We start from the raw sequence: 26,140 nt of genomic DNA on the forward strand, positions 1-26,140 counted from the left end.
TCAGGATCCGTCGCGATCCTTCGAGCGGTAGGTGCGCGCCTTCTGCCGGTTGCCGCACACCTCCATGCTGCACCACTGCCGCGAGCCGTTCCGCGAGGCGTCGTAGAACGCCCAGCGGCAGTCCTCTCCCCCGCAGAGCTTCACGCGGCCGAGCTTGCCCTGGACGCTGAGGACCAGGGCGCTCGCGACGGCCGCGTCCGCGGAGGTGCGCGGGCTCAAGTCGACGGAGCCGGGTGCGGCGACGACCGGGAGCCGGAGGGCCGGGAGGGCGGCGGCATCGCCGTCCACGACGGCCCGGAGCGCATCCCGGGCTTTCTGGGCGGTCGTCCGGTCGCCCGGCTCCAGGCCGTGCTCGGCCGCCCAGCGGCGGTGACCCGCGTCGTCGGCCAGCTGGTCGACGTCGTCCTCCACGTCGAGCGTGTTGAGGAAGGAGACCAGCAGCTCGGCTCCGAGCTCGGGAGCATTCGTACGCATGTAACCATTGTAACCGAATAGCGGGTTACGGTAGCCTGTAACCTGTCAACGCAGATAGGTGGTTATCATGCATCCGTTGTTCTTCTGGTCCATCTCCGTCGCCGATCTCGCAGAGCGCCAGCGCGAGGAGGCTGTGCTGCAGGCGCAGCGCGACTCGGGCGTCGTCCAGCCGCCCCCGCTCACGCGCGACGACCGCTGGCGCGCGGCGATCCGCCGCTGGGCGGCCGCAGAGCCGCCGCAGGCCGCCACCCCCGCTGCACCCGCCGCCCCCGCCCCGCGCCTCGGCTGCGCCTGACCCTCGTCCCCGCCCCCACCGTCGAGTCCGCGATCTTTGCACGCACCCACGGCGTGCCGCGTGCAAAATTCGCGGACTCGACGGTGGGGCGGGAGGCTCAGGCGAGGGTGAGGGTCTCGGGGCGGTGGTGCACGGGGAAGTTCACGCTCGCGGCGATGAAGCACTTCTCCGAGGCAGGAGCGTGGAGGGATGCGGCGAGCTCGGCCTGCGCAGGATCTTCGATCGTCACGCGCGGGCGCAGGGTCACCTCGGTGAAGTGGCCGCCCCCGTTGCCGGTCTGCTCCATGGTGCCGGTCGCGGCATCGGTGTATCCGACGACCACCACCCCGGCGCCCGCCGCCTCCGCGAGGTAGCTCAGCATGTGGCACTGGGCGAGCGCGGCGAGCAGCAGCTCCTCCGGGTTCCAGCGGTCGCGGTCGCCGAAGAAAACGCGGTCGGCCGAACCCTCGATGGGCAGCTTGCCCTCGGCGCTCACCACATGGTCGCGCCCGTAGTCCTTGTAGCCGCTGGTGCCCGTCCCGCGGTTGCCGGTCCACTGCAGGTCGATCGCGTACGCGTGCTCGAGCTTCATGCTCCGATTCTCGCACCGCGGCTAGACTCGGAAGACCATGACTGACACCGTGAGCACCCCCGCGCCCGTCTACTCCGTTCCACAAGAACGCCGCATCGTCACGGCCGTACCCGGCCCCAAGTCGCAGGAGCTGCACCAGCGACGCCTGGCCGTCGTGCCGACCGGCGTCTCCTCCGCCCTGCCGGTGTACATCGCGCGCGCCAACGGCGCCATCCTCGTGGATGTCGACGGCAATCAGTTCGTCGACTTCGGCGCGGGCATCGGGGTCACGACCGTCGGCCACACCGAGACCGCGGTCGTGGAGGCCGCCGCCGGGCAGCTGCAGGACGTCATCCACACGCTCTTCACGATCACTCCGTACGAGGAGTACGTGCGGGTGGCCGAGCTCCTCGCCGAGCACACCCCCGGCGACCACGCGAAGAAGACCGTTTTGGTCAACTCCGGCGCGGAGGCCGTCGAGAACGGCGTCAAGATCGCCCGCAAGCACACGGGCCGCCGTGCCGTCGCCGTCCTGGACCACGCGTACCACGGCCGCACCAACCTCACGATGGCCATGAACTACAAGGCCATGCCGTACGCGACCGGCTTCGGCCCGTTCGCCGGCGACGTCTACCACGCGCCGAACTCGTACCCCTACCGTGACGGACTGAGCGGCGCCGAGGCGGCAGCGCGCACCATCGCGTACCTCGAGAAGGTCGTCGGAGCCTCCGACCTCGCCTGCCTCGTCGCCGAGCCGATCCAGGGCGAGGGCGGCTTCATCGTCCCCGCCGACGGCTACCTCGCCGCCCTGCAGGAATGGTGCACGGCCAACGGCGTCGTCTTCATCGCGGATGAGATCCAGAGCGGGATGGCGCGCACCGGGGCGTTCTACGCCAGCGAGCACTTCGGGGTCGTCCCCGACCTCGTCCTCAGCGCAAAGGGCATCGCCGGCGGCCTGCCGCTTGCCGCCGTCACCGGCCGCGCCGAGATCATGGACTCCGCTCAGCCCGGCGGTCTCGGCGGGACCTTCGGCGGCAACCCGGTCGCCGCGGCGGCCGCCGTCGCCGTCTTCGAGACCATCGAGCGCAACGACCTCCTCGCCGAGGGCAAGCGCATCGAGAACGCGCTCAAGCCGGCGCTCGAGAAGCTGCAGCAGAAGTACGACATCATCGGCGACGTCCGCGGCATCGGCGCGATGATCGCCGTCGAGCTCGTCAAGCCCGGCACCGCGCAGACGACCAAGGAGCCCAACCCCGAGGCCGTCAATGCGATCATCCAGGCGGCGGCCCAGCAGGGCATCCTCTTCCTGAACGCGGGCACCTGGGGCAACGTGCTCCGCTTCCTCCCGAGCCTCGCCGTCTCCGACGAGCTCATCGCCGACGCCGTGTCGGTGATCGACGACGCCATCGCCGCACTGTGAGCGCCGAACCGCAGACTCCCGGAACGGCGTCGCCGGCGGTGTTCAGCACGGCGGAGGCCGTCGAGCTGGCGGTCGTCGAGCGCAGTGGATTCGTCGAGTCGCGCCACGCCGGCTCGGCGGTCGTGCTCGGGCCGGAGGGCGACGTCGTCCGCACCCTCGGAGCGCCGGACAAACCGGTGTTCCCCCGGTCGAGCATGAAGCCGTTCCAGGCGGTGGCCGTGATGGGCGCCGGCGTGCCGCTGGAGGGAGCGAGCGCTGTGCTCGCGACCGCCAGTCACGCGGGCACCCCGGCCCACCTCTCGGTGGTGCGCAAGCTGCTCGCGCAGGCGCAGCTGACGGAGGACGCGCTCCGCTGCCCGGCCGACTGGCCGCTCGATGCGGCCGCGCGCGACGACCTGGTCCGCGCGGGCGAGCACAGGCATCCCCTGTACATGAACTGCTCGGGCAAGCACGCCGCGATGCTGCTCGCCTGCCGGGTGAACGGCTGGCCGACCGAGAGCTACCTCGACCCGCAGCATCCCATCCAGCAGCACATCCGCGACACGGTCGAGCGCTTCACGGGCGAGAAGGTCGTCGCGACCGGGATCGACGGATGCGGTGCCCCGGTGCACGCGATGTCGCTGATCGCCCTGGCCCGCGGCATCCAGCGCATCGCGACCGCGTCGGAGGGATCGCCGTTCGCGCTGTTCCGCAACGCCGCGCTGCTCAAGAACGCGGTGCTCGCTGACGGCTGGGCGATCGACGGACCGGGACGCGCGAACACGGTCGTCATCGACGAGCTCGGGGTCTTCGCCAAGGGCGGAGCGGAGGGCGTGATGGTCATGGCCGCTCCCGACGGGACGACCGTGACGCTGAAGGTGCTCGACGGCAGCCTGCGCGCCGCCTCCATCGTCGCGCTGCGGCTGCTGGCGGACGCCGGCGCGCTCACGCACGAGGACGTCGACCGGGTCGCACCGAAGCTCGACCTCGCCGTGCTCGGCCGCGGCGAGCCCGTGGGCGCAATCCGCGCCTCCTACGCCTGAGACACCCACCGTCGAGTACGCAAAAACTGCACGCTTTGGAGGGAACAAGCGTGCAGTTTTTGCGTACTCGACGGTGGGGAGCGGGCTATTGGCGGGCGAGACGCTTCGCTCGGGCGGCGGCCGTGAGCTGCGAGATCAGCACCACGAGGATCGTCAGGATGAAGACCGCGCTCGCGATCACGTTGGCCTGCGCCGGGATGCCGCGGGACGCCGCGATGTAGATGTACATCGGGAACGTCGTCACCGCCCCCGCGTTGAAGTTCGTGATGATGAAGTCGTCGAAGCTCAACGAGAACGACAGCAGCGCCGCGGACGCGATGCCCGGGAGCAGCAACGGGAAGGTGATGCGCCAGAACACGGCGTTCGGCGACCCGTACAAATCGCGTCCGGCCTCCTCGAGCGCCGGGTCGAGCGACGCGACGCGCGCCTTCACCGTCACCACGACGAAGCTGATGCAGAACATCACGTGGGCGATGATGATCGTCATGAAGCCCTTGTTGACGCCGAGGCTCAGGAACTGGGCGGCGAGGCCGGCGCCGAGCACGACCTCGGGGCTCGCCATGGGCAGGAACAGCAGGAGGCTGGTCTGCGACCGGAAGCGGAACCGGTAGCGCATCAGCGCGATCGCGATCATCGTGCCGAGCACCGTCGCGACCACGGTCGAGATGATGCCGATGATGATGCTGGCCATGAACGCGTCGCAGATGCCGGCCGCGTCGCAGACGTTCGTCCAGTTGCGGAGGGTGAACCCGCGCCAGGCGATGTTGTTCTTGATCGCGTCGTTGAACGAGAACACGAACGTGTAGACGATCGGGATGAGCAGGAACGCCAGGGCGAGGAACGCGTAGACGCCGAGCCCGATCCCCTTGTACCGCCGCCGGCCATTCGCCGCGGTCGGCGGCGTGCTGGTGTCGGTGGGCGTCGCCATCGTGGTCACAGCAGCTCCTCCGTTCCGCTCCGCCGCACGTAGACGCCGACGATCACCAGGATGACGGCCATCAGCACGACCGACATCGCCGCCGCCGTCGGATAGTTCTGCAGCACTAGGAAGTTGCTCTCGATGACGTTTCCGATCATCGACGTGTCCGCGGCGCCGAGGAAGTCCTGCGACGCGTTGATGTAGTCGCCGGCCGCGGGGATGAAGGTGAGCAGCGTCCCCGAGACGATGCCCGGCATCGACAGCGGCACCGTGACCTTGCGGAACGTCGTCCACGGGCTGGCGTACAGGTCCTGTCCGGCTTCGAGGAGCCGGATGTCGAGCCGTTCCAGCGTCGAGTACAGCGGGAGGCACATGAACGGGATGAAGTTGTACGTCAGACCGAAGATCACCGAGAACGGCGTCCCGGTGATGTGCGCGTCCGGCGGGAGGATGGAGACCGCCTTGAGCGAGCTGGCGATCCAGCCGTCGTCGCTCAGGATGGCCTTCCAGGCGAGAGTCCGCAGCAGGAAGCTGATGAAGAACGGCGCGATCACCAGGGTCATCAGCAGGTTCTGCAGCACGGGACGGCCGCGCATCTTCACGCCGATGAAGTAGGCGAGCGGGTAGCTGATCAGCAGCGCCGCCGCCGTGGCGATCAGCGCGTACACGAACGAGCGCAGCACCTGCGGCCAGTACTCGGCGAGCGAGTCGGTGTAGTTGGACCACTGGAACGCGGTCTGGTACTGCCCGATGTCGCCGTCGACGACCGGCGCCTGGAAGGACGTGATGATCAGCGAGATGAGCGGCGTGAGGAAGAACAGGACGAGGTAGAGGACACCGGGGAGCAGCAGGACGAGCGCGATGCCGCTCTTGCGGCGGACCGCAGGCTCCTGATCCTGCGTCGGCGGCGCCCCCGTGAACGCGGCGAGGGCCATCTACGCCTCCTCCAGCTCCGTCAGCATCCGCTCGCGCGCCTGCGCGGCGATCGCCTGTGTGTCTGCGTCGTCGGAGAACCGGCCGTCCGCCGGCGGTTCGTCGGCGAGCACGAAGGTGTGCCCGGCGTCCCACGCAACCCAGACCTCGGCGCCGAGGGAGGCGACGGGTCCGCTCGTGGTGTTCTGCGCGAACACCACGATCGTCCCGAGGCCGGGCACGTCCACCAGGTACTGCGTGCTCACGCCGCTGAACGAGACGTCGGTGACGCGGCCGGGGCCGAGGCGGTTGGCTCCGGACGGGATCGTCTCCGGCGTCTCGTGCAGGGTCAGCTTCTCGGGACGCACGCCGACCGTGACGAAGCCGCTGGTGCGCTGGGCGCGCGACGTCGGCACCTGGATGCGCTCCCCGCCGACGTCGACGCCGATGGTCTCGCCGCTCGACTCCTGCACGGGGCCGGCGAACAGGTTCGACTGCCCGAGGAAGTTGGCGACGAACACCGTCGCGGGCAGCTCGTAGAGGATCTCGGGAGACCCCATCTGCTCGATCCTGCCCTTGTTCATCACGGCGACGGTGTCGGCCATCGTCATGGCCTCCTCCTGGTCGTGCGTGACGTGGACGAAGGTCAGGCCGACCTCGGTCTGGATGGACTTCAGCTCCAGCTGCATCTGCCTGCGGAGCTTGAGGTCGAGCGCGCCGAGCGGTTCGTCGAGCAGCAGCAGCGCCGGCCGGTTCACCACGGCGCGGGCGAGCGCGACCCGCTGCTGCTGACCGCCGGACAGCTGCGCGGGGCGGCGGGCCGCCAGGTGGTCGAGCTCCACCAGCCGGAGCGCCTCGTGGGCCTTGGCCACCGGGTCGCCGATACGGCGGCGCCGGAGCCCGAACGCGACGTTCTCCAGGATGGTCATGTGCGGGAACAGCGCGTAGCTCTGGAACACGGTGTTCACCGGCCGCTGGAACGGCTTGGTGCGCGTCACATCCTGACCGCCGATGAGGATGCGCCCCTCGGTCGGCTCCTCCAGGCCGGCGACCAGGCGCAGGGTCGTCGTCTTGCCGCATCCACTCGGGCCGAGCAGAGCGAAGAACGAACCGGCCGGGATGGTCAGGTCGAGCTCCTCGATCGCGGTGAAGCCGGGGAACCTCTTCTTGATGCCCTCCAGGCGCAGGTCGGCGCCGGACTCGGCGAACACTCCCTTCGGCATCAGGCCCCCAGGATCACTTTCTGGAACGCCGCCTGGTACTTCTGCTCCTCGGCCGGGGTCAGCGACCGGAAGATCTTCACCTTCGACAGGGTCTGCTCGTCGGGGAAGATCAGCTGGTTCTCCGCGAGCTTCGGGTCGATCTTGGCGGCCTCCGCCTTTGCGCCCTCGACCGGGGTGATGTAGTTCACCCAGGCGGCGACCTCGGCGGCGACCTCGGGCTGGTAGTAGTAGTCGATCAGCTTCTCGGCGTTGGCCTTCTGCGACGAGCCGATCGGAATGACGAAGTTGTCGCTCCACAGGGTGCCGCCGGCCTCGGGGATGGCGAACTGCCAGTTGTCGCCCGCCTCGGCGTTCAGCTGGGTGATGTCGCCCGACCAGCAGATCGCGGCGAGCGTGTCGCCCGACTTGAGGTCGTTGAGGTACGAGTTGCCCTTGATGTTGCGGATCTGGCCGTCGCTGACCTCCTTGGTGATCTTCTCGATCCCCTTCTCGAACTCCGCGTCGCTGAAGTCCTTGGAGATGTCGACGCCCTGCTGCATGAGGATGAGGCCCATCGTGTCGCGCATCTCGCTGAGCACGCCGACCTTGCCCTTGAGCTCGGGCTTCCAGAGGTCGTCGACCGACTTCAGACCGCCCGGGAGCTTCTCCTTGTTCCAGCAGATGCCGGCGAACCCGCTCTGCCACGGCAGCGACTTCTTGCGTCCCGGGTCGAAATCGACGTTCTGGAGGTTCGACACCAGGTTCTTCTTGTTGGGGATCGCGGACTCGTCGAACGTCTGGACGTAGCCGAGGCGGATCCACCGCGCGATCATCCAGTCGGTGAGACAGACGGTGTCGGCGCCGATGTCCTTGCCGAGGGCGAGCTGGTCCTTCACCTTCGCGTAGTAGGTGTTGTTGTCGTCGACGGCCACGTCGTACTTGACCTTGAGGCCGCTCTGCTTCTCGAACGCCTCGAGCGTCGGGTATTTGCCCGCGTCGTCCTGGTCGAGGTAGGCCTGCCAGTTCGCCCAGGTGAGCGACTTGTCGGTCGCCGACTGGTCCTTGGCCGGGGTCGGCTTGCTCTTCCCTCCGCCCGTGGAGCAGGCGGCGAGGGCGAGGGCCGTCGCGCCGGCTCCCGCACCGGCGAGGAGGCCGCGCCGCGTGAGCTGCGACGCACGGGCCGATTGCACGAGCTGGCGGATCTTCGGGTCTTGCGGAAGGTTGCTCGGTTTCACTGGAGTGCTCCTTGGGGGATCGAACTCGGACCACGGGCGACGGCGTTTCGGCGGCACACCGATGTGCCGTCGCGGTGGACCCGATCCTGGCACACAACCGTTGCGATCCGCATCAGAAAGTGGCCGGATCATCTATTCGGAAACACAATCTTTACGAAATCCGTGTCGGATCGGTCGAATCGCCCGGGAAACCGCAGACGGGGTGGTCTGCCGCCTCGAGCGGGCATCGTCGACCACCGCCGCTGCGCGCCCGCTGCGGAAACCGTCTGCGAGGACGGCTCCTGTCCGCGAAATCAGCACTCCTTCATCCAGAATTCAGTCGAAATCCTCCGTGAACCCCGCTATGGTGAGAGCGAACCACCACGTCGAAGTGTCGAAGGAGCCCCATGAAGGTCGCGATCCCCCGCGAGATCAAGAACAACGAGTTCCGGGTGGCGATCACGCCGGCCGGTGTGCACGACCTGGTCGGCGCCGGTCACGAGGTCTTCGTCGAATCCGGCGCGGGCGTCGGGTCGTCGATCCCGGATGAGCTGTACGCCGGAGCCGGCGCGACCATCGTGCTGGATGCCGCGGCCACCTGGGCGGCCGGCGACCTCATCCTCAAGGTCAAGGAGCCGATCGAGAGCGAGTACGGCCACTTCCGGCCGGGCCTCGTGCTCTTCACCTACCTGCACCTCGCGGCGGACGAAGCACTCACCCGGGCACTGATCGACGGCGGCGTGACCGCCATCGCGTACGAGACGGTGCAGCTGCCGACCCGCGCGCTCCCCCTGCTCGCCCCGATGAGCGAGGTCGCCGGCCGGCTCGCACCCATCGTCGGCGCGAACACGATGCTCAAGCCGAACGGCGGCCCCGGCCTCCTCGTCCCCGGCGTCCCCGGCACGCACCCGGCCGTCGTGACCGTCCTGGGCGGCGGCGTCGCCGGGACGAACGCCATCTCGGTCGCCGTCGGCCTCAGCGCGGAGGTCACGGTGCTCGACACCAACATCCAGCGCCTGCGCGAACTCGACGCCCTGTACGCCGGCCGGATCAAGACCATCGCCTCGAACAGCTTCGAGATCGACAAGGCGGTCGTCGCCTCGGATCTCGTGATCGGCTCCGTGCTGGTCCCCGGGGCGAAGGCGCCGAAGCTCGTCACCAACGAGATGGTGTCGCGGATGAAGGCGGGCAGCGTGCTCGTGGACATCGCCGTCGACCAGGGCGGCTGCTTCGAGGACTCCCACCCCACCACGCACGCCGATCCCACCTTCACGGTGCACCAGTCGCTGTTCTACTGCGTTGCGAACATGCCGGGTGCGGTCCCCCACACCTCCACGTACGCGCTGACCAACGCGACGCTCCCCTACGCCCGCGCCATCGCGAACCGCGGCTGGCAGGAGGCCCTGCGGGCGGATGCGTCCCTCGCGCTCGGCCTCAACGTCCACGACGGGAAGGTCACGAACGAGGGCGTCGCCTCCGCGCACGGCCTCGACGCGAGCTCGATCGCGGACGCCCTCGCCTGACCTCCGCCGTCGAGTACGCGAAAACTGCACGGATTCCCACGGGGAGACGTGCAGTTTTTGCGTACTCAACGGTGGAGGGAGCGGGGCGGGGCGGACGAGGTCAGGAGACGTCGAACCAGTGGTCGCCGATCTCGACGCGGGTTCCACGGGTGACGCGGTAGCGCCGGCCGGCCTCGCACTGGCGCGCCACACCGCCGAGCGGATGCGCGACCGTGCCGTTTCCGGAGTAGCGATCGCATATCCACAGCTCGTCGCCCTCGAGGCCGAACTCGAGGTGCGTCTTGGAGACGCTGCGGCCGGGGTCCGAGACGACGACGAGCTGGTCGATGTGCTCCCCCGGCTGCGTGATCGGACGCCGGCCGATGAGCCCGGAGCCGGACACCTCGACGACGTCGCCGGTGGAGAAGCTGAGCGTGTACGTCCGGTGCGCAGGCGGGTGGACGGGCGGCGCCTCCTCGACCGGCACGATCGTCATCGCCTGGGTCGGCGGCAGGCCGTCCTCATCGAGGAGGACGTCCTCCGGGAACCGCCCGGCGACCGCGGGAGCGGGCCGCGGCTCGGCGAGGCGGTCGGAGATGATCGAGGTGTCCGATGGCCGCGGGTCCGCGACTTCCGGAGCACGCAGCCGTGACGAGGTGACCGAGCTGCCGCACAGCGGACAGAACAGCGTGCCTTCGGCCAGCTCTGCTCCGCACACCCGACAGTTCATCGTTCCCGCCCCTTCCGGTTCCGTCTCCCACGGTAGCCGAGCGACCGCAGCGAGACGGCAGCGAGCAGCCGCTTCCAGCGCGTGTCGCGCTTCGCGAGCTGCGAGCGGAGCTCGTCGACCGCCTTCCAGACCGTCTCTGCCTCCGCGGGCGTCGGAGCGATGCCGCTGAACGTGGCGCGGTCCGCGACCTTGGCGAGCGCGCCGGCGCGCGACCCGCCGATGGTGTCGGCGAACTCCACCCGCGTCGCGGCGGGCGGCGGCTCGTAGCCGTGGTCGACGGCCGCATCGGCGAACTCCCGCCACCCGCCGACGATGCGCTCGCGCGCGGTCGGCGCCGATCGGCGCAGCGCGCGGCGACGCCACTTCGCGGCGAGGACGGCCAGGAACGGCGAGGCGACGAGTGCGAGGACAAGCAGCGTCCATCCCACGACCGCCAGGACGGCGAGCAGCGTTTCGAGCACGGGGTTCGGCTGCGGCTGGTCGGAAGGGTCGACCTGCGCCTGCGGTGGCTCGTCGTTGCGCTGCGGGTTCTCGTCTACCGGGGGCTGGATGTTGGTCTGCGGCCGGGAGATCTGGGTGGGCTGGTCCGGCTGCTTCGGCGGGACCGGACGCAATGGAGGCGTCGGGTCGACGGTCACCCAGCCGGAGGTGGTCTGCACCTCGATCCAGGCGGAGATGTCGGAGCCGACGAAGGTCAGGTTCGGACCGGTGGTGTCCGCCGGCGCCACGAATCCGACGACCACTCGCGCGGGGAAGCCGAGCTGCCGGGCCATGAGCGCTGCGGTGACCGCGTACTGCTCCTGGTCGCCGAGCATGGGGACGTCGGTCAGCAGCTCGGTGATCCGGTCGGCGCCGTGTCCCGACCTGCTGGCGGGCTCGTCCGCGCCGATGCCGTGGCTGATATAGCCGTCCTGGGCGAGGCCGCGCAGCGCCGCCGCGAGCTTCGGCCCGGCGCCGCTGACACCGGAGGTGTACTTCTGCAGCACGGACGCCAGCTCGTCGGGGATGACGCGGGGGCGCGGCACGGAGTCCGTCCCCGGTTGCACCTTCTCCAGCTGGTCGGGCTTCAGCTGCGGTTTGACGACCGTCTCCTCGGTGTACATGTCGCCGCTGCGGAGGGCCGTGGTGACGGCGCCCGTGCCGGTCACGTCGTTGTAGAAGAACGCTCCGGCGAGCCGCTGGGCGTCCGCCCCGCTGAAGCGAACCTGCTCCAGCTGTCCGCTCCCGGGAAGCCACGGGCCGCGGTAGTCGCGGACCACCACACTCGTCGTCGTCCGCTTGCCCGTGGTCGCACTCTGGTCGATGCGGTACGGCACGCGCGTGAACGAGCCGGATGCGCTGGTCTCGTCTCCGCTGCCCACCGCGTAGGTGACGCCGTCGTAGGTGTCGAGCGTCGCGATCCGCAGCCGACGGTCGGCCGGGAGCCCCGTGACGGTCAGCATGGCCCGGTCGGCACGCGCCGGCTCGAGGTAGGAGCGGAATCCACTCAGCGGGCTGGGGTACTCCCGCGGGTCGAACGGCTGCTCGACCGCGGTGCGCGCGACCTGCCGCGCGCCGGCCGGCGGGATCAGCGCGGCCGCTGCGATCCCCGCCGCGGCCGCCGTGAGCAGCATCACGGTCGCGCCCGCCGTCGTCAGCAGGGCTGTCGAGCGCCGCTCACGCCGTGTCTCGACGAGCAGGCCGCTCTGCTCCCGCAGAGTGCGGAGGGATGCCGCCCTGCGCCGCAGCCGGAAGCGGATCAGCCACGAGAGGAGCACGACGAAGAGGGCGAACAGCAGCGGGAGCGGCAGCGATGACGTCGAAGAGCCCAGCACGATGCCCGCGACGAACAGCAGCACCGGCGGGACGGCGGCCAGCTCCGGCCGCGACGACCGGAGCGCGATCGTGACCGTCAGGACGGTGGCCAGCAGTGTCAGCAGGAACGCCGGCACCAGGAGCGCCTGGTACGACCCGACAGGGATGCTGATGGTCACCAGCTGCTTCCAGCTCAGCCAGGTGCCCTGGACCAGATCGACGAAACCCGGCCCCGTCGGCAGAAGCCCGCCCGCGGCCGATTCGGACGGGACCGCGAGCTGCACCCCGAGCCCGAGGAACACCAGCGCGATCAGCCCGGCGACCGCGATGCTCGGCAGCCGGAACGCCCATCCCGCCACGGCCACCGCCGTGCCGGCCAGCAGGGTCACCACCAGCATCAGGACGAACTCGGGCGACTGGTGGATCGGCCAGAACGACCAGGCGCCGAGCGCCACGGCGACGACGGCGAAGGCGACGTCGATCAGCGAGGCGGCGGAGCGGCGGGCGGGCATCAGAGCGCCAGCCTCTTGGCGAGGCTGCGCTGGAGGTCCTCCAGGTAGCCGATGGTGAGCACGCTGAGGTCGGCGACCCGGCGCATCGACGGCACGGCTCCCTCGTCGCAGACGATGGCGACGACGTCCACCCCGAGCGGGAAGTGCCCGGCCGCGGCGCGCAGCTGCGCGGCCGTCGGGGTCGAACCGCAGATCAGGAACGCGATGGAGATGCCCGCCGCTCCATCGGACGCCACCTGCGCGAGCTCCGGAAGCCGCAGGGCCGAGACCGCGGTCTCGACGCCCGCCAGATCGTCGAGGAGCCGCCCTCTGTTCACCGTGCTGAGGCGTCGGGCGCTGAACACGACACGCTTGGCGAAGTCGGGCGTCTCCGCGCTGGCGACGACCGAGACCGTGCGGGAGTCCTGCATGGCGCGGACGCCGAGCGACCCGGCGACGCTCACGGCCAGCTCGAACTCCTCCTCGGTGGCGTAGTCGGCCGCCGACAGGCTGAGCGCCACCAGCAGGTGGCTCCTCCGGGTCTCCTCGAACTGGCGGACCATGTAGCTGCCGGTCTTCGCGGTCGACTTCCAGTGGATGTAGCGCCGCTCGTCGCCGGGGACGTACTCGCGGAGCGCGTGGAAGGCGATGTCGCTGGCCGTCAGGTCGCGGGTCGGCGATCCCTCGAGGTCGCGGACGAACCCGGTGCTCATGCTGGGAATGGCGATGGTGCGGGGATGCACGAACAGGTCGAGTGAGTCCGCCCAGACGACCTCGCGGCGGAGCAGCCCGATCGGGTCGGCGCGGACCGTCCGGACCGGTCCGATCGGCACGATGCCGCGCCGGGTGGTCGGCACGACGAACACGTCCGAGTGCTCCTCGCCCGCAGCGAGCGGCGGCGCGGCGAACTCGGCGAGCCCCTGACCGACGGGCACCTCGACCCGCACGCCGGGAAGCCCGCGGCGGAGGGTGTTGCGCACCGCCACCTCGCCGGGGGCCCTATCCCCCACGACGACCCGGTTGGCCGGGAGCGAGAGGCCGACATCGTAGGCGGTGCGGCCGATGAGATAGCCGGACGCCACCACGAGGAGCACGAGGGCGGTCCACCCGGCCACGACCGCCTCGACCCAGCCGAAGACGTATCCCACGGTCAGCGCGAGAGCTGCCAGCAGCAGCATCGACCAGCCGAGCGCGGTGACGACGGCGCTGATGCGCCGGGCGACGGTCGCGACCGCGCGCGCTGCCGTCGCCGAGGTGCGGACGACCCACACGATCGCGTCGGCCAGGACGCCATCGCGCTCGCCGACGATGCGGGCGCGCGCGTTGGTGAGCTCGGTCTGCGAACGGGTGACGGTGGTCACACGGCGGCCCGATCGCTCGGCGGCGGGGTCTCGATCAACAGCTGCCCGATGAGGCTCGAGGCGCTGACGCCCTCGAACTCGGCCTCCGGGTCGAGCACGAGGCGGTGGGCGAGCACGGGCTCTGCAAGAGCCTTCACGTCGTCCGGGGTGACGTAGTAGCGACCGGATGCGGCGGCCATGGTCTTGGCGGCGCGCAGCAGGGCGAGCGCCCCGCGAACGCTCACGCCGAGCCTGATCTCGTCGGCGGTCCGGCTGGCCTCGACCAGGCGTGACACGTAGTCGTTGATCGTGGGGTCGACGTGGACGCCGCGGGCCATGGTGGCCATCTCGACCACCGTCGCGGCCGAGATCACCTCCGGCACGACGACCTCGTGGGCGCGGCGCTCCGACCCCTCCAGGATGCGCAGGGTCGCCTCGTGGTCGGGGTAGCCGATCGACGCCTTCATCAGGAAGCGGTCGAGCTGCGCCTCCGGGAGCCGGTAGGTGCCCGCCTGCTCGATCGGGTTCTGGGTCGCGATCACCATGAACGGCGCACCCACCGAATGGCGCACGCCGTCGACCGTGACCTGCTGCTCCTCCATGACCTCGAGCAGAGCGGACTGGGTCTTGGGGCTCGCGCGGTTGATCTCGTCGGCGAGGACGATGTTGGCGAAGACCGGGCCGCGGTGGAACTCGAAGGCGCCGCTCCGCTGGTCGTAGATGTTGACGCCGGTGATGTCGCCCGGCAGCAGGTCGGGAGTGAACTGGACGCGGTTGGTCGTCCCGCGCACGCTCTCGGCGATCGCGCGCGCGAGCGAGGTCTTGCCCGTCCCCGGGAAGTCCTCCAGGAGGAGGTGGCCCTCGCTGAACAGCGCGGTGAGAGCCAGCCGGATCACGTGGGTCTTGCCCAGCAGGACCCGGTCGATGTTCCCGACGAGACGATCGAAGACTCCGGAGAACCAGCTTGCCTGCTCGGGGGTCATCGTCATGCTCCGGCCTCTTTCGGTTCGGGGCGCGGCCGGTCGGGCCGCTGGGAAGGGGATGCGGGCCGCACGGAGCGGCACATCTCATCAGTATGGCGTCCCGAACTCATTGCAGACTCGATCCCGGGTAGGGCTGGCTGTACGTGTCGGAACCGCTGACGACCCGCACGACCAGCGTCGGCGACGGGTCGTTCGCCGGGGCGGTGCAGGATGCGGTCTGTCCCGCCGCCGGCATCGGCAGCTGAGTGGTCCCGTCGCAGCTGTAGGTCACGGCGTCGTACTGACCGGTCGGCCAGCTGGTCCAGGTGAACACGTGACTCGCGGGGTCGTATCGGCCGCCGCCGATGGCGAGGCTCACCGCGACGCCCAGGTCCTGCGTGGCCGACTGATCGGAGCAGAGCGGAGCGCTGTCCGGGTAGCTCTCGCAGACGCGGGTGATCTTCACGGTCAGCGGTACGCCGTAGTGGCTTCCGTTGGAGCCGGTGAGGATCCCGGTGGTGCCGGCGAGCTGACCGGAGTCGACGACGGCGGTCCCGCTCAGCAGCTGGTAGTCGAAGACCGGGCTGGACCCGCCGCCCGCGCGGTAGGACACGGAGACCCGGAAGTCGACGGTGTCACCGCTCTGCACCCGCCCGTTCACCGCGATCTGGCTCACCGCGCCCGGAGCCTGGCGCGGCGTCGCGCTCACGATCGCGGCCGGGGTGCAGCCCTGGCCGTTGTAGGCGTAGACGATGAAGTTGTAGCTGCGGTTCGGGCTGAGCCCGTCGAACGTGGTGCTACCGCCCTGAACGCGGCCGAGTCCTCCGGTGCTCAGCGCCGGTTGCCCGTCCTCGACGCCGTCGACCCGGCAGAAGGTGGGGTTGCCGCCCTGGAACACCGCGACGTAGTAGGCGGAGACGGCCGCACCGTTGTCGCCGAAGACGTTGGACCAGCTGAGCGTCACGCTGGTGCCGTCGGTCGTGTTCGGAGTGGCCACCGGGGCGATGCCCGTCGTGGTCGGCGCTCCCGCGGGGATGCCGCTCCCCTGGCTCTGATTCCACGTCGTCCGGCCCTGGTAGAAGTCGTTGCGGGAGGCGACCGTGTATCCGATCGACGCTCCGTTCGCGATGCCGGGATCGGTGACGTTGAGCGCGTACCGGGTGCCGACCGGGTCCGACCCCGAGACCTGCAGAGCCTTGGTCACGCCGCCCACCGACACCACGTAGGAGCTGATCGGGCTCGCGCCCGCGGCGTCCGCGGGCTTCGACCACGTGACGCGGAGCCCCTGGTCGAGCGGTGTCGACGACAGGCCGGAAGGGGCGTTCGGCACCACATCGGACCACACCGCCTCGGCGTAGGCCGTCGGGTCGGAGAGCCCGAGCGCGTTCCTGGCGCGCACGCTGAGGGTGACGGCGTTGGAGGACCCGTTGCCCGGCGTCGTGATCGCGCACGTCGTGGTGGCGCACGGGGTGGTGGAGAGCACGGCGCCGCTCGCTGCGGACGCCATGGTCACCTCGAAACCGGTGATCGGCGAGTTGTTGAAGGCGCCGGGGATCCACGTCAGCGTGAGGCTGCGGTCGGCGATCGTGCCGACCTGGACATTGGACACCGGGGCCGGGCGATCCTGCACCGACACCGTCACGGTGCCCCAGACATAGCGGTCCGGATCCCCGGTGGCGTCCGCGACCTCGTACTGCAGGGTCGTATCGGCCGCGGCAGCCGTCTGGGAGACCGTGATCTGCAGCTCCGAGTTGTCGGCGCTCGGGGTGATGCTGACGCCGTCCGGCAGTCCGGTCCCCAGACCGCGGACCGCGACCACCCGCAGAGGCTTGCCCGGGAACGGGTTGGTCGCGCCGTCGTTGGCCAGCACATCCACTGTCGAGGTCTGCCCGCGCGGAGCGATCACGCGGTCCGGCTGGGGGCTGGCCAGCGGACGCGTCGACGGGACGACCGAGATGTCGATGCGACCGGCCTGGCCGGCGTTGACGGCGTCTTTCACCCCGATCGAGAGCGACGGGCGCGTGCCCTTGACCGCGTCGGCGGCGACGCTCACCGTCAGCTTCTGCCCGCTCAGGGAGGCGGACACGCCATCGGGACGGGGATCCTGGATGGAGTAGACCAGCTCGCCGACGTCTTTGGCGTACGGGTACCTGGTCACCTTGGTGAGGTCGATCGTCTTCGTCTGGCCGGGCTCGAAGTCGATGAGCGCGCCGGTGAACACGGGCGGCTGATTCTCGCGAGGCGTGACCTCGATCGGGAGCACGATGGTCGCGACGTTGGCGTTCGGGTCGCTGGCGCTCGCTCCGTCGGTGACCTGGAACGAGATGGAGGCCGGCCCGAAGTAGCGCGGCGACGACGTGAACTGGAGCGTGTCGCTCCCGGCCACCAGGTCGTCGCCGTTCGCGTGGGTGGCGCGCACGGTCGCCGCGTCGGTCAGCCGCACCTTCCTGTCGCCCACCGCGACGATGTAGTCGTTGAGGTGGATGGTCAGGGTCTTCTCGCTGACCACCGTCAGCTTGGGCGCACCCCGCTTCAGCTGGGGCAGGGCGTCGTCGTAGCCGGGCACCCGCACGAAGCCGTAGGCGACGACGCTCTCGTCCTCCGGGTTCGCGACACGGAAGGGCACCACCTGGCTCTTCGCGCCGATCGCGATCCGCAACCGCTTCGAGGACGTGACCTGCGCATCGCTCGTGTAACCGGGCACCAGCGAGAGCTTCAGGCTGGAGACCGGGCCATCGGCGAAGAACACGTTGGCCAGCACGTTCACATCGACACGGTCCTTGCCGAGGATGTCGGAGAGTCCGAGGGTCGTGTCGGAGACGACCGGACGCGCGGGCGGCGCCTTCGGGTCGACCGTGAGCCGCAGGAACGCCTGGCTGGTGCCTCCGCGCTCGTTCTGGATCGTGTAGAGGAAGCCGTAGGCTCCCTCGGCCTGGGGCGCCGTTACGGTGACGACGTCGCCGCTGATCTTCGCCTTGGCCTTGCCGTCGAGCGACGTGACCGCGGTCACGCTGAGCGGGCTGCCGTCGGGGTCGCTGTCGTTGGCGAGGACCTGCACCGACAGCGTCCGTCCCGGACGCGCCGTCACGTCGTCCTCGACCGCGACCGGGTTCCGTGCGCCCTCGACCCGGGCGGCGATGCCCACCCGGACCGTGCCCGTCGCGCGGGCGCCGAGCGCGTCGACCACGGCGTAGGTGAAGGTGTCGGTGCCTGCGGCGTAGTCGCCGGCCTGGAAGTCCATCCAGTCCGGACCGGAGGCGATCACGGCGCCCTTCTGCGGGTTCGTCTCCTGCCCGATGAACTGCACGGAGTCGCCGTCCGGGTCGATGCCGGACAGCGGGATGGTGATGCGGACGGTGTCTCCCGCGAGGACGCGCGCGGTCACGGTCTTCGGAACGGGCGGGTTGTTGGTCGCGGCGTCGCGCTCGCGCACGGCGATCGTGACCTCGGCCGTCGCCCACTGGCCGTCCGCCCCGTACACCTTGTATGCCGCGGTGTAGTTGCCGGGCTTCGATGGCGCGAGGTAGCGGAGGTGATCGCCGCTGGCGAAGAGGAGGCCGGCGCCGCTGGGGAGCGGTGTCGCCAGGGTCGGGTCGAGGGTCAGCTTGTCGCCGTCGGGCTGCACGTCGTTGGCCAGCACCGGGATGTCGACCACATCGCCCACCCGGACCGAGACGCTGTCGGGGGCGGCGATCGGCGGCTGATGGACCGTGAGCGGCGGGAGCTGGACGACGGTGACCGTCCCGATCGTCTCGGCCAGGCCGTTGCTGAGCCGGTAGTGGAAGTCGACGGGACCCTCGAGCGGCCGGCTCAGGGTGACGCGGAGGGTGCGCTGCTGCAGCACCTGGACCCGGACACCGGTCGCCGCCTCCGGCTCGGTCACGCCCGTGACCAGCAGCACGCCGCCCGACGGGTCGATGTCGGTCGAGAGGACGTCGACGTCCTGCGTCGACTGCTCGCGGATGAACGCGGTGTGCGGCACCGCGATCGGCGCGGTCTTCGCCCCCGGGGGCGCCTTGACCTCGACCCGGACGACGCCGGTCGCCGTCACGAGGCCGTCGGTCACCGAATACTCGATGTTGTGCGTTCCGGCCTGGTCGGACTCGAAGCGGAACGTGCCTCCTTGATAGTCCGGGGTGATCGTCGCGTCCGCCTTGGTGGGGACGGTGCTGAGGCGCACCGTGCCGTTGCCGCCGCGAACGTGGTCGAGCGGCGACACCGTCACCTCCTGGCTCTGGTAGGCCACGACGGCGAACGGATCGGCGATGATCGGCACCTGTCCTGGCGCGCGCACGGTCACCGCGAGCAGGCCGGCCGCCTCGGCCCGCCCGTCCGAGAGGGTGAGGGCCACATCCTTCACGCCTTCGCCGTCGCCGTGGTCGGAGTAGGCGATCTGACCCTGCGGGGTGAACGTGACGGCGTCGGGAGCGGGAACGGACGCGCCGGCGAGATAGAAGGAGTCGCCGTCCGGGTCGTAGCAGTCGCCGAGCACCGGTGCGGACACGCGGCCGCCGGACTGCACGACGGCCTTGGCGTTGCGGACGCAGACCGGCGGGCTGTTCTCGGCCGCGGTCCGCACCGCGACGGTCACGTGCGCCGTCGCCGTCCCGCCGCGGCCGTCCGAGATCGTGTAGTCGAAGGCGATCGTGCCGGTGGCCGTGTCCGGAAGCGACAGCTGGAGCTGCTGGTCGGCGTTCGTGAGTTCGATCGAGCCCTGACTCGCGGGCACCGCCGTGAACGAGTCGATCGTCAGCACGTCGCCGTTCGGGTCGTAGTCGTTGAGCAGGACGGGCAGCGGCGTCACGCGTCCCGGCCGGGCGCCGAACGAGTCGTCGACGGCGACGGGAGGCTGCTCCTGCTTCTCGAACTGCGGGGCATCGTCCTGCTTGGTCTGGTCGACGAGCTCCTGCGTCGTCTTCTTGGAGACCAGCTCGTCCCAGTTGTCGATGCGGGCGTTGCCGCTCTGCACCGCCCAGGAGACACCGGAGCGGCCGTCGTTGAGCACGACGCGGTTCCCGTTCACGCGGAAGCCGAGCACCGCACCGGACGGCACGCCGTCGAGCGTCGACCGCTCCCCCGCGCCCGACGCCGAGCATGTGCGCCAGGCCGTTCCGTCGTTCCAGGCCGCGTAGGTGCACCCGTCGACGGTCACGGGCGCGGCCGGGGCGCCGGAGTCGCGAGCGAGCGCCCGCGTGGCAGGGCCGCCGGCGAGCGGCACGCGGATCAGCCCGGCGGTGGAGGCGATCCACACGGCATCCCCGTGCTCCGACGGCTGCTGCAGCACCGGTTCGTCCCCCTCGGGGAGGAAGGCGGCGAGGTTCACCGTGCGGTCCTCGAGCGTCAGCGTGCGCTGCGACGGGTCGAGCAGGGCCCAGTGGCCTCCCACGGAGGTCAGGGAGACGTCGGCGCCGTCGCCCCGGGTGCGGAGCGTCTCGGTCGTCGTCGAGGGCTCGGCGGCGTCGAGGCCGATGCGCACCAGGGACTTGGTCGACGGCTGGTACGCGAACAGCACGCCGGACGGGTCCATGGCGGACACGGCGCGGCCGCCGAGGTCGATCGTCGCCGCGGAGCCGGAGTTGAAGTCCTTCAGCTGGTCGACACCGGTCAGCCACAGCTGCCCGGTGGTCTGCGACAGCAGAGCGACGTGACCGTCCGCGAGCGACACCTGCGGAGAACGCGGCGGCAGCGCCACCGACTTGCCCGCCTCCGCGGTCGCCGGATCGACGACCGCGATCGTGTTCGCCTCGCGGTCGAGGAGGAGGACGTCCGTGCCGTCCTGGACGACGTCCAGGGCCTCGCCGGTTCCGGCTACCACCGAGTTGAGCTTGTCGATCTCCGTGTTCGCCCGGCCGAGGGACTTCTTGGCGTCGCTCGCGACCCAGACCGAGGCGTCGTCGAGCCGGAGGTGCTGCGCGCTGTAGCCCCCCGAGACGACCGCGAGGGTCGTCACCAGGGCGGCCACCGCCGTCCCGCTCACGGCTGTCGCCGCGACGGACTTGTGCGCGGCGAGCCACGACCCGATGGCGCCGAGGCGGGTCACGTCCCGCCCGTCCCTTCGACGCACTTCTGGCCGCTCGGCGTGCCCGTCTTGCCGTCGCGGTTCACCGTCACGGTGACGCAGACGGTCTCACCCGACTTCGCGTCGACGCGGAACTCCGTCGCGTGCTGGCTGCTGGGCGGCTGGTCGTCGACCGTCACCTGGTACGTGTCGCCCTCCTGCAGCCCCGGGTCGCTCCAGGTGAACACGATGGTGCTGCCGGCCACCCGGCCGCTGAGATCGCGGACCGTCGGGATGTCGTCGCTCGCCCCCGCTCGCACGAGCACGATCGATGCGGTCACGGCGAGCACGACGACGAGCACGGCGCACGCGACCAGGGAGAGCACGAGCGCGCGGGAGGTCTTCGCCGGCGCGGCCTGCTGCGGCGTCTGCGCACTCCCGCTCTCGCGCACGACGGTGCGGGTCGGTGCGCGGGTGACCGTCGTGGACACGGGAGCCGCGCGGCGCCGGCGACGGCGGGCACCCGGGTCGACCGCGACCACGCCCTTCACCCGGGTCCTGTCCTCCGGATCGCCGGCGGTCGCCAGCGCCCAGTCGTCCATCGCGACCTCGATCGGCGTCTGCGGCAGGCCGAGCTCGGTCTCCACCGCCTGCAGCTCGCGGATGAACTCCAGCACGCTCCTCTGCCGCTGGGAGGGCCGTCGCGACATCGCCCGCATGAGCACCTGCTCCAGCCGCGCCGGGACATCGGCCCGCCCGATCGGCAGCGGCCGGCTCTTGGTGATGCGCTGGATGAGCTCGGCGGACGTGTTCTCCTTGCCGGGCACCTCGAACGGCGACCGCCCGGCGAGCAGCGAGTACAGCGTGGCCCCGAGCGACCAGATCTCGCTGGCGATCGTGCCGCTGGTCTCGTCGAGCAGGACCTCGGGCGCCGACCAGGGGATGGACAGGCCGATCGCCTCGGTGACGTCGGCCTCGCTCAGCGTTGCGGCGATCCCGAAGTCGCTCAGCACCGGATGCCCGTAGGCGGTGCTCAGGATGTTCGACGGCTTGATGTCGCGATGCAGCACTCCGGCCCGATGGGCCGTCTCGACCGCGCTGGCGATGCGCACGCCGACGCTCAGCGCCTCCGGCACCGACAGCGGCTCCGTGCGGTAACGCTGTCCGATCGCGGCGGAGCAGAGCTCCATCACCAGGTACGGCCGGCCGTCGGAGGAGACGCTCGCCTGATAGACGGTGAGGATCGACGGATGGGTGCTCAGCTGCGCCATGAGGTTCGCCTCGGCCTGGAACATCTGCTTGACCTGGCTGGTGACCACCTCGGCGAGCATCACCTTGACCGCGACCTGGCGCCTCGGCATGTTCTGCTCGTACAGGAACACGTCGGCGAAGCCGCCGGAACCCAGCACCCGGACGTAGGAGAAACCCGGGAGGTTCGGCGGCTGGGACGGCAAACGCCGGGCCATCGGCTCCTCCCGTTCGTCGATGAGACGCGTTCGCCGGTGCGAAGCGTCTGACAATTGTAGGCAGCCGGATACCGCCCCCGACCGGCCGGGACCCGCACTGGGGACAACTCGCTCACCCCCAAGTCGGGGGACAGAATCAGTGGCGCCGAGCGGCCCGGCGGGAGACGCCCTCGCGGTGTGCTCCGGACTCCGGGGTCGCCAGCACGTCGACGACCACGACGGTCACGTTGTCGCGCCCGCCGTTGCCGAGCGCCGCATCCATCAGCTGCTGGGCGGCGTCGAGCGGGGAGGAGCCCTCTCCGAGGAAGTAGCGGATGCCGTGCTCGGTCAGCTCCTTCGTCAGGCCGTCCGAGCACACCAGCAGCCGGGAGCCTGCGACGATCGGCAGGAGGAAGTAGTCGGGCACCGGATCCTCGTTGAAACCGACGGCGCGCGTGATGACGTTGCTGTGCGGGTGCACCTCGGCCTCCGCCGGGGTGATGGCTCCGGCGTCCAGCAGCTCCTGGACGATCGAATGGTCGACGGTCAGCTGCTCCAGCGTCCCGTCGCGGTAGCTGTACACCCGCGAGTCGCCGATGTTGAACACGAGCCAGTACGGGTTGCCGTCGACCAGGGTGAGGGCGATCCCGGTGACCGTGGTGCCCGTCCCGAGGTCGGTCTGGCCGACGCCCCGGGTCATGTCATCGACCGCCGATCGCAGCGCCTCGGTGAGGGCGATCTCTCCGACGAAGTCCGCCTTCACCTTCTCGGCCAGGCGCGTGACCACCGCCGTGCTGGCGAAGTCTCCTGCGGTGTGGCCGCCCATCCCGTCGGCCACCGCGAAGATCGGGGAACGCGCGAGGAGGCTGTCCTCGTTCACGCTCCGCCGGTATCCGGTGTCGCTCAGAGCGGCCCAGGCGAGGCTGATGCGTGCGTCGGGATCGCCGGGGACGGCCACGGTGTGGCGTCTGCTGCTGCGACCGATCTGGGTCACTCGCGTCCTTCGTCTCTGCGGGCGGTGATCTCGATGATATTACCGTCGCCGATCTCCACCCTCGCCCCCGCGAGCACCACGGACGACTCCCCCGGACGCAGCCGGCGGGCGCCGCCGGGACCGGTCACGAGCGTCCCGTTCGTGGAGCGGAGGTCGGTGACGACGACCGCGTCCCCCGACTGCTCGATGCGGACATGCGTCGAAGAGACCTCCTGGGTGGGCGACGGCACCGTGACGAGCCGCGGCTCCGCGCCGGAATCGACGCGCTGCGGAGCGGGCCGCCGGCCGATCAGGACGGGGACGTCGAGCGCGATCGTGTCCCCCGACGGGATCCGGGCGGCGAAGGTCGCGCGCGGCGGGGGAAGCACGACGGGCTCGGTCGGCGGGAACACCTCGTCGGTGCGGACGGTGAGCGGCCCAGCGGGCGCGATCGGCGTGTCGCGCTCGGGCGCCGGAGCGACGGCTGCGGCGGGCGGGGTCACGGACTCGTCGATGTCGACGGCGCCCGGGAGCTCGTGCGGGGCGGGATGGGCGTGCGGCGGCACGATCTCGGACGCCGCAGCGACCTCCGCCGGGGCGTCCGCGCCCCCGAACAGGCTCGAGCTCTGGTTGCGGGCGCGGATGATGGTCTCCTCCGCGGCAGGGCCGGAGACCGCGGCGGCCGGAGCCGGGGCCTCACGACTGCGCTCCGCGCGCTCGATCGGCTGCAGCGTCCACGTCAGCAGCTCGCCGTCGGTCACGCCGACGCGCAGCGGCAGCGAGCCGATGGAGAGGCGGGCGACCGGGCCGGTCGGCGCGTCGTCGCCCTGAAGCACGAGGCCGGTCACCGTGCGGAACTCGGCCAGCACCCACGGCTGGACGCCTCCCGCCGAGAACCGGCGTGCACCGCCGACCGAGAACACATCGACAGCCGCCGAGCCCCGGACCACCGCTGTCACGGTGACCTCGCCCGCGGCGTTCGGCTCGGCGATCTCCGCCACGGCGAACGATCGGACGCTGTCCGATCCGGCGAGCGGGAACGCCCCGACGACGGATTCGATCGTCGCGAACTCCGAGTCGGCCAGCCAGTACACCGCATCCACGATCTCGTCGGAGGCCGTGCTCTCGACTGCTGCGACGAACCGGCGGCCCGCGATGAGCAGCCACCGCGACGGACCGGCCGTCGGCGCGTACCGGATGAAGCCGCCAGTCATCGTCGGCTCCTCCTGGTGGCTCACGGGGTCGTCCCGGCGGACGTCGTCTGCCGGGGGTCGCGCGAAGCGCGCGTGGTTGCGAGTGTAGCCCGCCGGCCGCCTCTCCGAGGCCGGACGCCGCCGGTCAGCGGCCCGTCAGCGGCAGGTCAGCCGGCGGTCGGGGGCCGGTCAGGCGCCGGTCTCCACGAGACGGAAGGTCGTGCCGGGGCACGTGACGGCATCGGGCGCGGCCGGCAGGACCGTCCCGACCAGCACGGCCGGATCCGTGGACACCGTCACCCTCCCGTGCTCGTTGACGAGGGCGAGCGGCCGGCTGCACGCGAGCATCCCGGGCAGCAGCTCCCGCTCGAGACGCTTCACGGAGAGGTCGAGGCCGACGACGCCGAGCATGCGCCCGTCGCGTTCGACCGGTGACGTGACCGTGACGATGTAGTCGCACGCGCACAGGTGATCGACGTACGGGCCGGTGATGTGCGTGCGGTGGGTCGACTGCGGGACGCTGAACCACTCCAGGGACGCGAAGTCGCGCAGGTAATCGGAGTAGGAGCGCGCGCCGAGGTCGAACTTCGATGGCGCGCGCGTCGCGCCGAACACGGGGTTGTCGTCGAGCGGTCCGAGCCACCACGAGAACCGGACGTCGCCTGCGCCGGTCGGCTCGGGCGCCGCCACGAAGCCCGCGCCGATGAGCAGCGGGTCGTCCTCCGCGAGGGCCGGGAGCACCAGGGCTGCGACCCGGTCGTCGAGCGAGAGCGCTCCGTCCTGTTCGCCGGTGAGAATCGCCTCCCGCCAGCCCGAGAGGGTCTCGTGGATGCGGCCGAAGAGCTCCGAGACGCGCCCGGCGGCAGCAGGAGTCCCGGTGACGGCCATCGTCGTCCGCTCAGCCATCGATCGTCCCCTCCCGCTCGATCCTGGCTTTCGCGGCGAGCAGCCAGCGGGCGACCTCGCCGAGCAGGTCGCTGATGTGCGCCCGTGCCGCCGCACCGTCGCGCGCGGCGACGGCCTCGGCGACGGCCGTCGCGGCCGCAGCGGCGGAAGCCCGGATCGCCGGATCGCGCATCCCGAGCCAGAGCAGAGGACCGAATTCGGCCTGCAGTCGCAGCTGCTCGCGCACCAGCCGGGCCGACTGGCTGAGCACGGCGAGTTCGAGCAGGAACCCGCCGGCGTTCCTCCGCGCCTCGCCGGCCTGGGAGAAGTCGGCATCCGCCACCCAGGCGCGAAGCCGGGCGTCGTCGGACGGGGTCGAGCGCTCGGCCGCGCGATCGGCGCAGCCGGCCGCGATGGCCGTCACGTAGACCGCGAGATCGCCGAGCTCGACCTGGGACACCCCGCGCAACCGGGCGGTCACGTGGCTGTCGTCCGCGTCGCCGGGACGCATGACGAAGCTGCCGCCGTCACGCCCGCGGCGCGTCTCCACGAGCCCGGCCCTGCGCAGCATCCCGAGACCCTCGCGCGCGGTCACGAGTGCGACACCGAACCGGCGGGCGAGCTCGGCCTCGCTGGGGAGCCGCTCGCCGGAGGAGAGCACGCCGAGCACGATCGCATCCGTCAGCCGCCTCGCCACCTGCTCCGCGCGCCCGGCGTCGTCCAGCTGCGCGAACACCGCGTCGCGCGCGCCCGGCGCTGCACGGCCCGTGCGGGCTGCGTCGCGCATCGAGATCGTCACGGCTCCACGATATCGCGAGT

20 protein-coding genes are annotated in these 26,140 nt (G+C 70.8%); 4 read left to right on the forward strand and 16 right to left on the reverse strand.

Annotation, left to right across the window (positions count from 1 at the left end):
• Positions 1–474: a CGNR zinc finger domain-containing protein gene (locus tag BLW09_RS08840; RefSeq protein WP_089911250.1), complete on the reverse strand. Its 474-nt coding sequence runs from the start codon at positions 472–474 to the stop codon at positions 1–3.
• Positions 475–541: 67 nt separating this feature from the next.
• Here BLW09_RS08840 and BLW09_RS08845 point away from each other — a divergent pair, with 67 nt between their 5' ends.
• The gene (locus tag BLW09_RS08845; protein ID WP_089911252.1) at positions 542–769 is read left to right on the forward strand and encodes a hypothetical protein; all 228 of its coding nucleotides are present in this window, start codon (positions 542–544) and stop codon (positions 767–769) included.
• A gap of 97 nt (positions 770–866) precedes the next feature.
• Here BLW09_RS08845 and BLW09_RS08850 read toward each other — a convergent pair whose 3' ends face one another.
• Positions 867–1,340: an OsmC family protein gene (locus BLW09_RS08850; protein WP_089911254.1), complete on the reverse strand. Its 474-nt coding sequence runs from the start codon at positions 1,338–1,340 to the stop codon at positions 867–869.
• A 37-nt stretch (positions 1,341–1,377) separates the two neighbouring features.
• On the opposite strand from BLW09_RS08850, the gene gabT reads away from it, so the two are divergent.
• Both gabT and BLW09_RS08860 read left to right on the forward strand, forming a co-directional pair.
• The gene (gabT, locus tag BLW09_RS08855; protein ID WP_089911257.1) at positions 1,378–2,739 is read left to right on the forward strand and encodes a 4-aminobutyrate--2-oxoglutarate transaminase; all 1,362 of its coding nucleotides are present in this window, start codon (positions 1,378–1,380) and stop codon (positions 2,737–2,739) included.
• Positions 2,736–3,761 carry an asparaginase gene (locus BLW09_RS08860; RefSeq protein WP_089911261.1) on the forward strand — a complete coding sequence of 342 codons (1,026 nt, stop codon included), beginning with the start codon at positions 2,736–2,738 and terminating at the stop codon, positions 3,759–3,761. The genes gabT and BLW09_RS08860 overlap by 4 nt, the downstream gene beginning before the upstream one ends.
• An 85-nt stretch (positions 3,762–3,846) precedes the next feature.
• On the opposite strand, the gene BLW09_RS08865 is transcribed toward BLW09_RS08860, so the two are convergent.
• The 4 genes from BLW09_RS08865 to BLW09_RS08880 are packed head-to-tail and all read right to left on the reverse strand — an operon-like array spanning position 3,847 to position 8,029.
• Positions 3,847–4,698, reverse strand: coding sequence for an ABC transporter permease (locus BLW09_RS08865; protein WP_089911264.1), 852 nt, complete (start codon positions 4,696–4,698; stop codon positions 3,847–3,849).
• Positions 4,695–5,615: an ABC transporter permease gene (locus BLW09_RS08870; RefSeq protein ID WP_018190862.1), complete on the reverse strand. Its 921-nt coding sequence runs from the start codon at positions 5,613–5,615 to the stop codon at positions 4,695–4,697. The genes BLW09_RS08865 and BLW09_RS08870 overlap by 4 nt, the downstream gene beginning before the upstream one ends.
• On the reverse strand, positions 5,616–6,815 hold the full coding sequence (locus tag BLW09_RS08875) for an ABC transporter ATP-binding protein (protein WP_089911267.1): 1,200 nt from the start codon (positions 6,813–6,815) through the stop codon (positions 5,616–5,618). It abuts the gene before it with no gap.
• Positions 6,815–8,029 carry an ABC transporter substrate-binding protein gene (locus tag BLW09_RS08880; RefSeq protein ID WP_089911270.1) on the reverse strand — a complete coding sequence of 405 codons (1,215 nt, stop codon included), beginning with the start codon at positions 8,027–8,029 and terminating at the stop codon, positions 6,815–6,817. Before BLW09_RS08880 ends, BLW09_RS08875 begins: the two co-directional genes overlap by 1 nt.
• 386 nt (positions 8,030–8,415) lie before the next feature.
• On the opposite strand from BLW09_RS08880, the gene ald reads away from it, so the two are divergent.
• Complete coding sequence (ald, locus tag BLW09_RS08885) at positions 8,416–9,531, forward strand: alanine dehydrogenase (RefSeq protein WP_089911275.1); 1,116 nt, start codon at positions 8,416–8,418, stop codon at positions 9,529–9,531.
• A gap of 100 nt (positions 9,532–9,631) precedes the next feature.
• Here ald and BLW09_RS08890 read toward each other — a convergent pair whose 3' ends face one another.
• The 10 genes from BLW09_RS08890 to BLW09_RS08935 form a co-directional block, all read right to left on the reverse strand.
• Positions 9,632–10,240, reverse strand: coding sequence for a zinc-ribbon domain-containing protein (locus tag BLW09_RS08890; RefSeq protein ID WP_172824190.1), 609 nt, complete (start codon positions 10,238–10,240; stop codon positions 9,632–9,634).
• Positions 10,237–12,546: a transglutaminase-like domain-containing protein gene (locus tag BLW09_RS08895; RefSeq protein ID WP_089911283.1), complete on the reverse strand. Its 2,310-nt coding sequence runs from the start codon at positions 12,544–12,546 to the stop codon at positions 10,237–10,239. Before BLW09_RS08895 ends, BLW09_RS08890 begins: the two co-directional genes overlap by 4 nt.
• On the reverse strand, positions 12,546–13,886 hold the full coding sequence (locus tag BLW09_RS08900; protein ID WP_089911286.1) for a DUF58 domain-containing protein: 1,341 nt from the start codon (positions 13,884–13,886) through the stop codon (positions 12,546–12,548). Before BLW09_RS08900 ends, BLW09_RS08895 begins: the two co-directional genes overlap by 1 nt.
• Positions 13,883–14,854, reverse strand: a complete 972-nt coding sequence (locus BLW09_RS08905) for an AAA family ATPase (protein WP_089911291.1) — start codon at positions 14,852–14,854, stop codon at positions 13,883–13,885. The genes BLW09_RS08900 and BLW09_RS08905 overlap by 4 nt, the downstream gene beginning before the upstream one ends.
• A 100-nt stretch (positions 14,855–14,954) precedes the next feature.
• Positions 14,955–20,867, reverse strand: a complete 5,913-nt coding sequence (locus tag BLW09_RS08910; protein WP_089911294.1) for an Ig-like domain-containing protein — start codon at positions 20,865–20,867, stop codon at positions 14,955–14,957.
• Positions 20,864–22,291, reverse strand: coding sequence for a serine/threonine-protein kinase (locus tag BLW09_RS08915; protein WP_089911297.1), 1,428 nt, complete (start codon positions 22,289–22,291; stop codon positions 20,864–20,866). The genes BLW09_RS08910 and BLW09_RS08915 overlap by 4 nt, the downstream gene beginning before the upstream one ends.
• Positions 22,292–22,427: 136 nt before the next feature.
• Positions 22,428–23,264, reverse strand: a complete 837-nt coding sequence (locus tag BLW09_RS08920; protein ID WP_089911299.1) for a protein phosphatase 2C domain-containing protein — start codon at positions 23,262–23,264, stop codon at positions 22,428–22,430.
• A complete protein-coding gene (locus tag BLW09_RS08925) occupies positions 23,261–24,457 on the reverse strand; it encodes an FHA domain-containing protein (protein ID WP_089911308.1) in 1,197 nt (398 codons plus the stop codon). The genes BLW09_RS08920 and BLW09_RS08925 overlap by 4 nt, the downstream gene beginning before the upstream one ends.
• Positions 24,458–24,625: 168 nt before the next feature.
• Positions 24,626–25,342, reverse strand: coding sequence for a cache domain-containing protein (locus tag BLW09_RS08930; RefSeq protein ID WP_089911311.1), 717 nt, complete (start codon positions 25,340–25,342; stop codon positions 24,626–24,628).
• Positions 25,335–26,120, reverse strand: coding sequence for a FadR/GntR family transcriptional regulator (locus BLW09_RS08935; protein WP_089911313.1), 786 nt, complete (start codon positions 26,118–26,120; stop codon positions 25,335–25,337). Before BLW09_RS08935 ends, BLW09_RS08930 begins: the two co-directional genes overlap by 8 nt.
• Positions 26,121–26,140 lie beyond the last annotated feature (20 nt).

The sequence above is a fragment of the Leifsonia sp. 21MFCrub1.1 genome (assembly GCF_900107895.1).
Classification (GTDB): Bacteria; Actinomycetota; Actinomycetes; order Actinomycetales; family Microbacteriaceae; genus Leifsonia; species Leifsonia soli.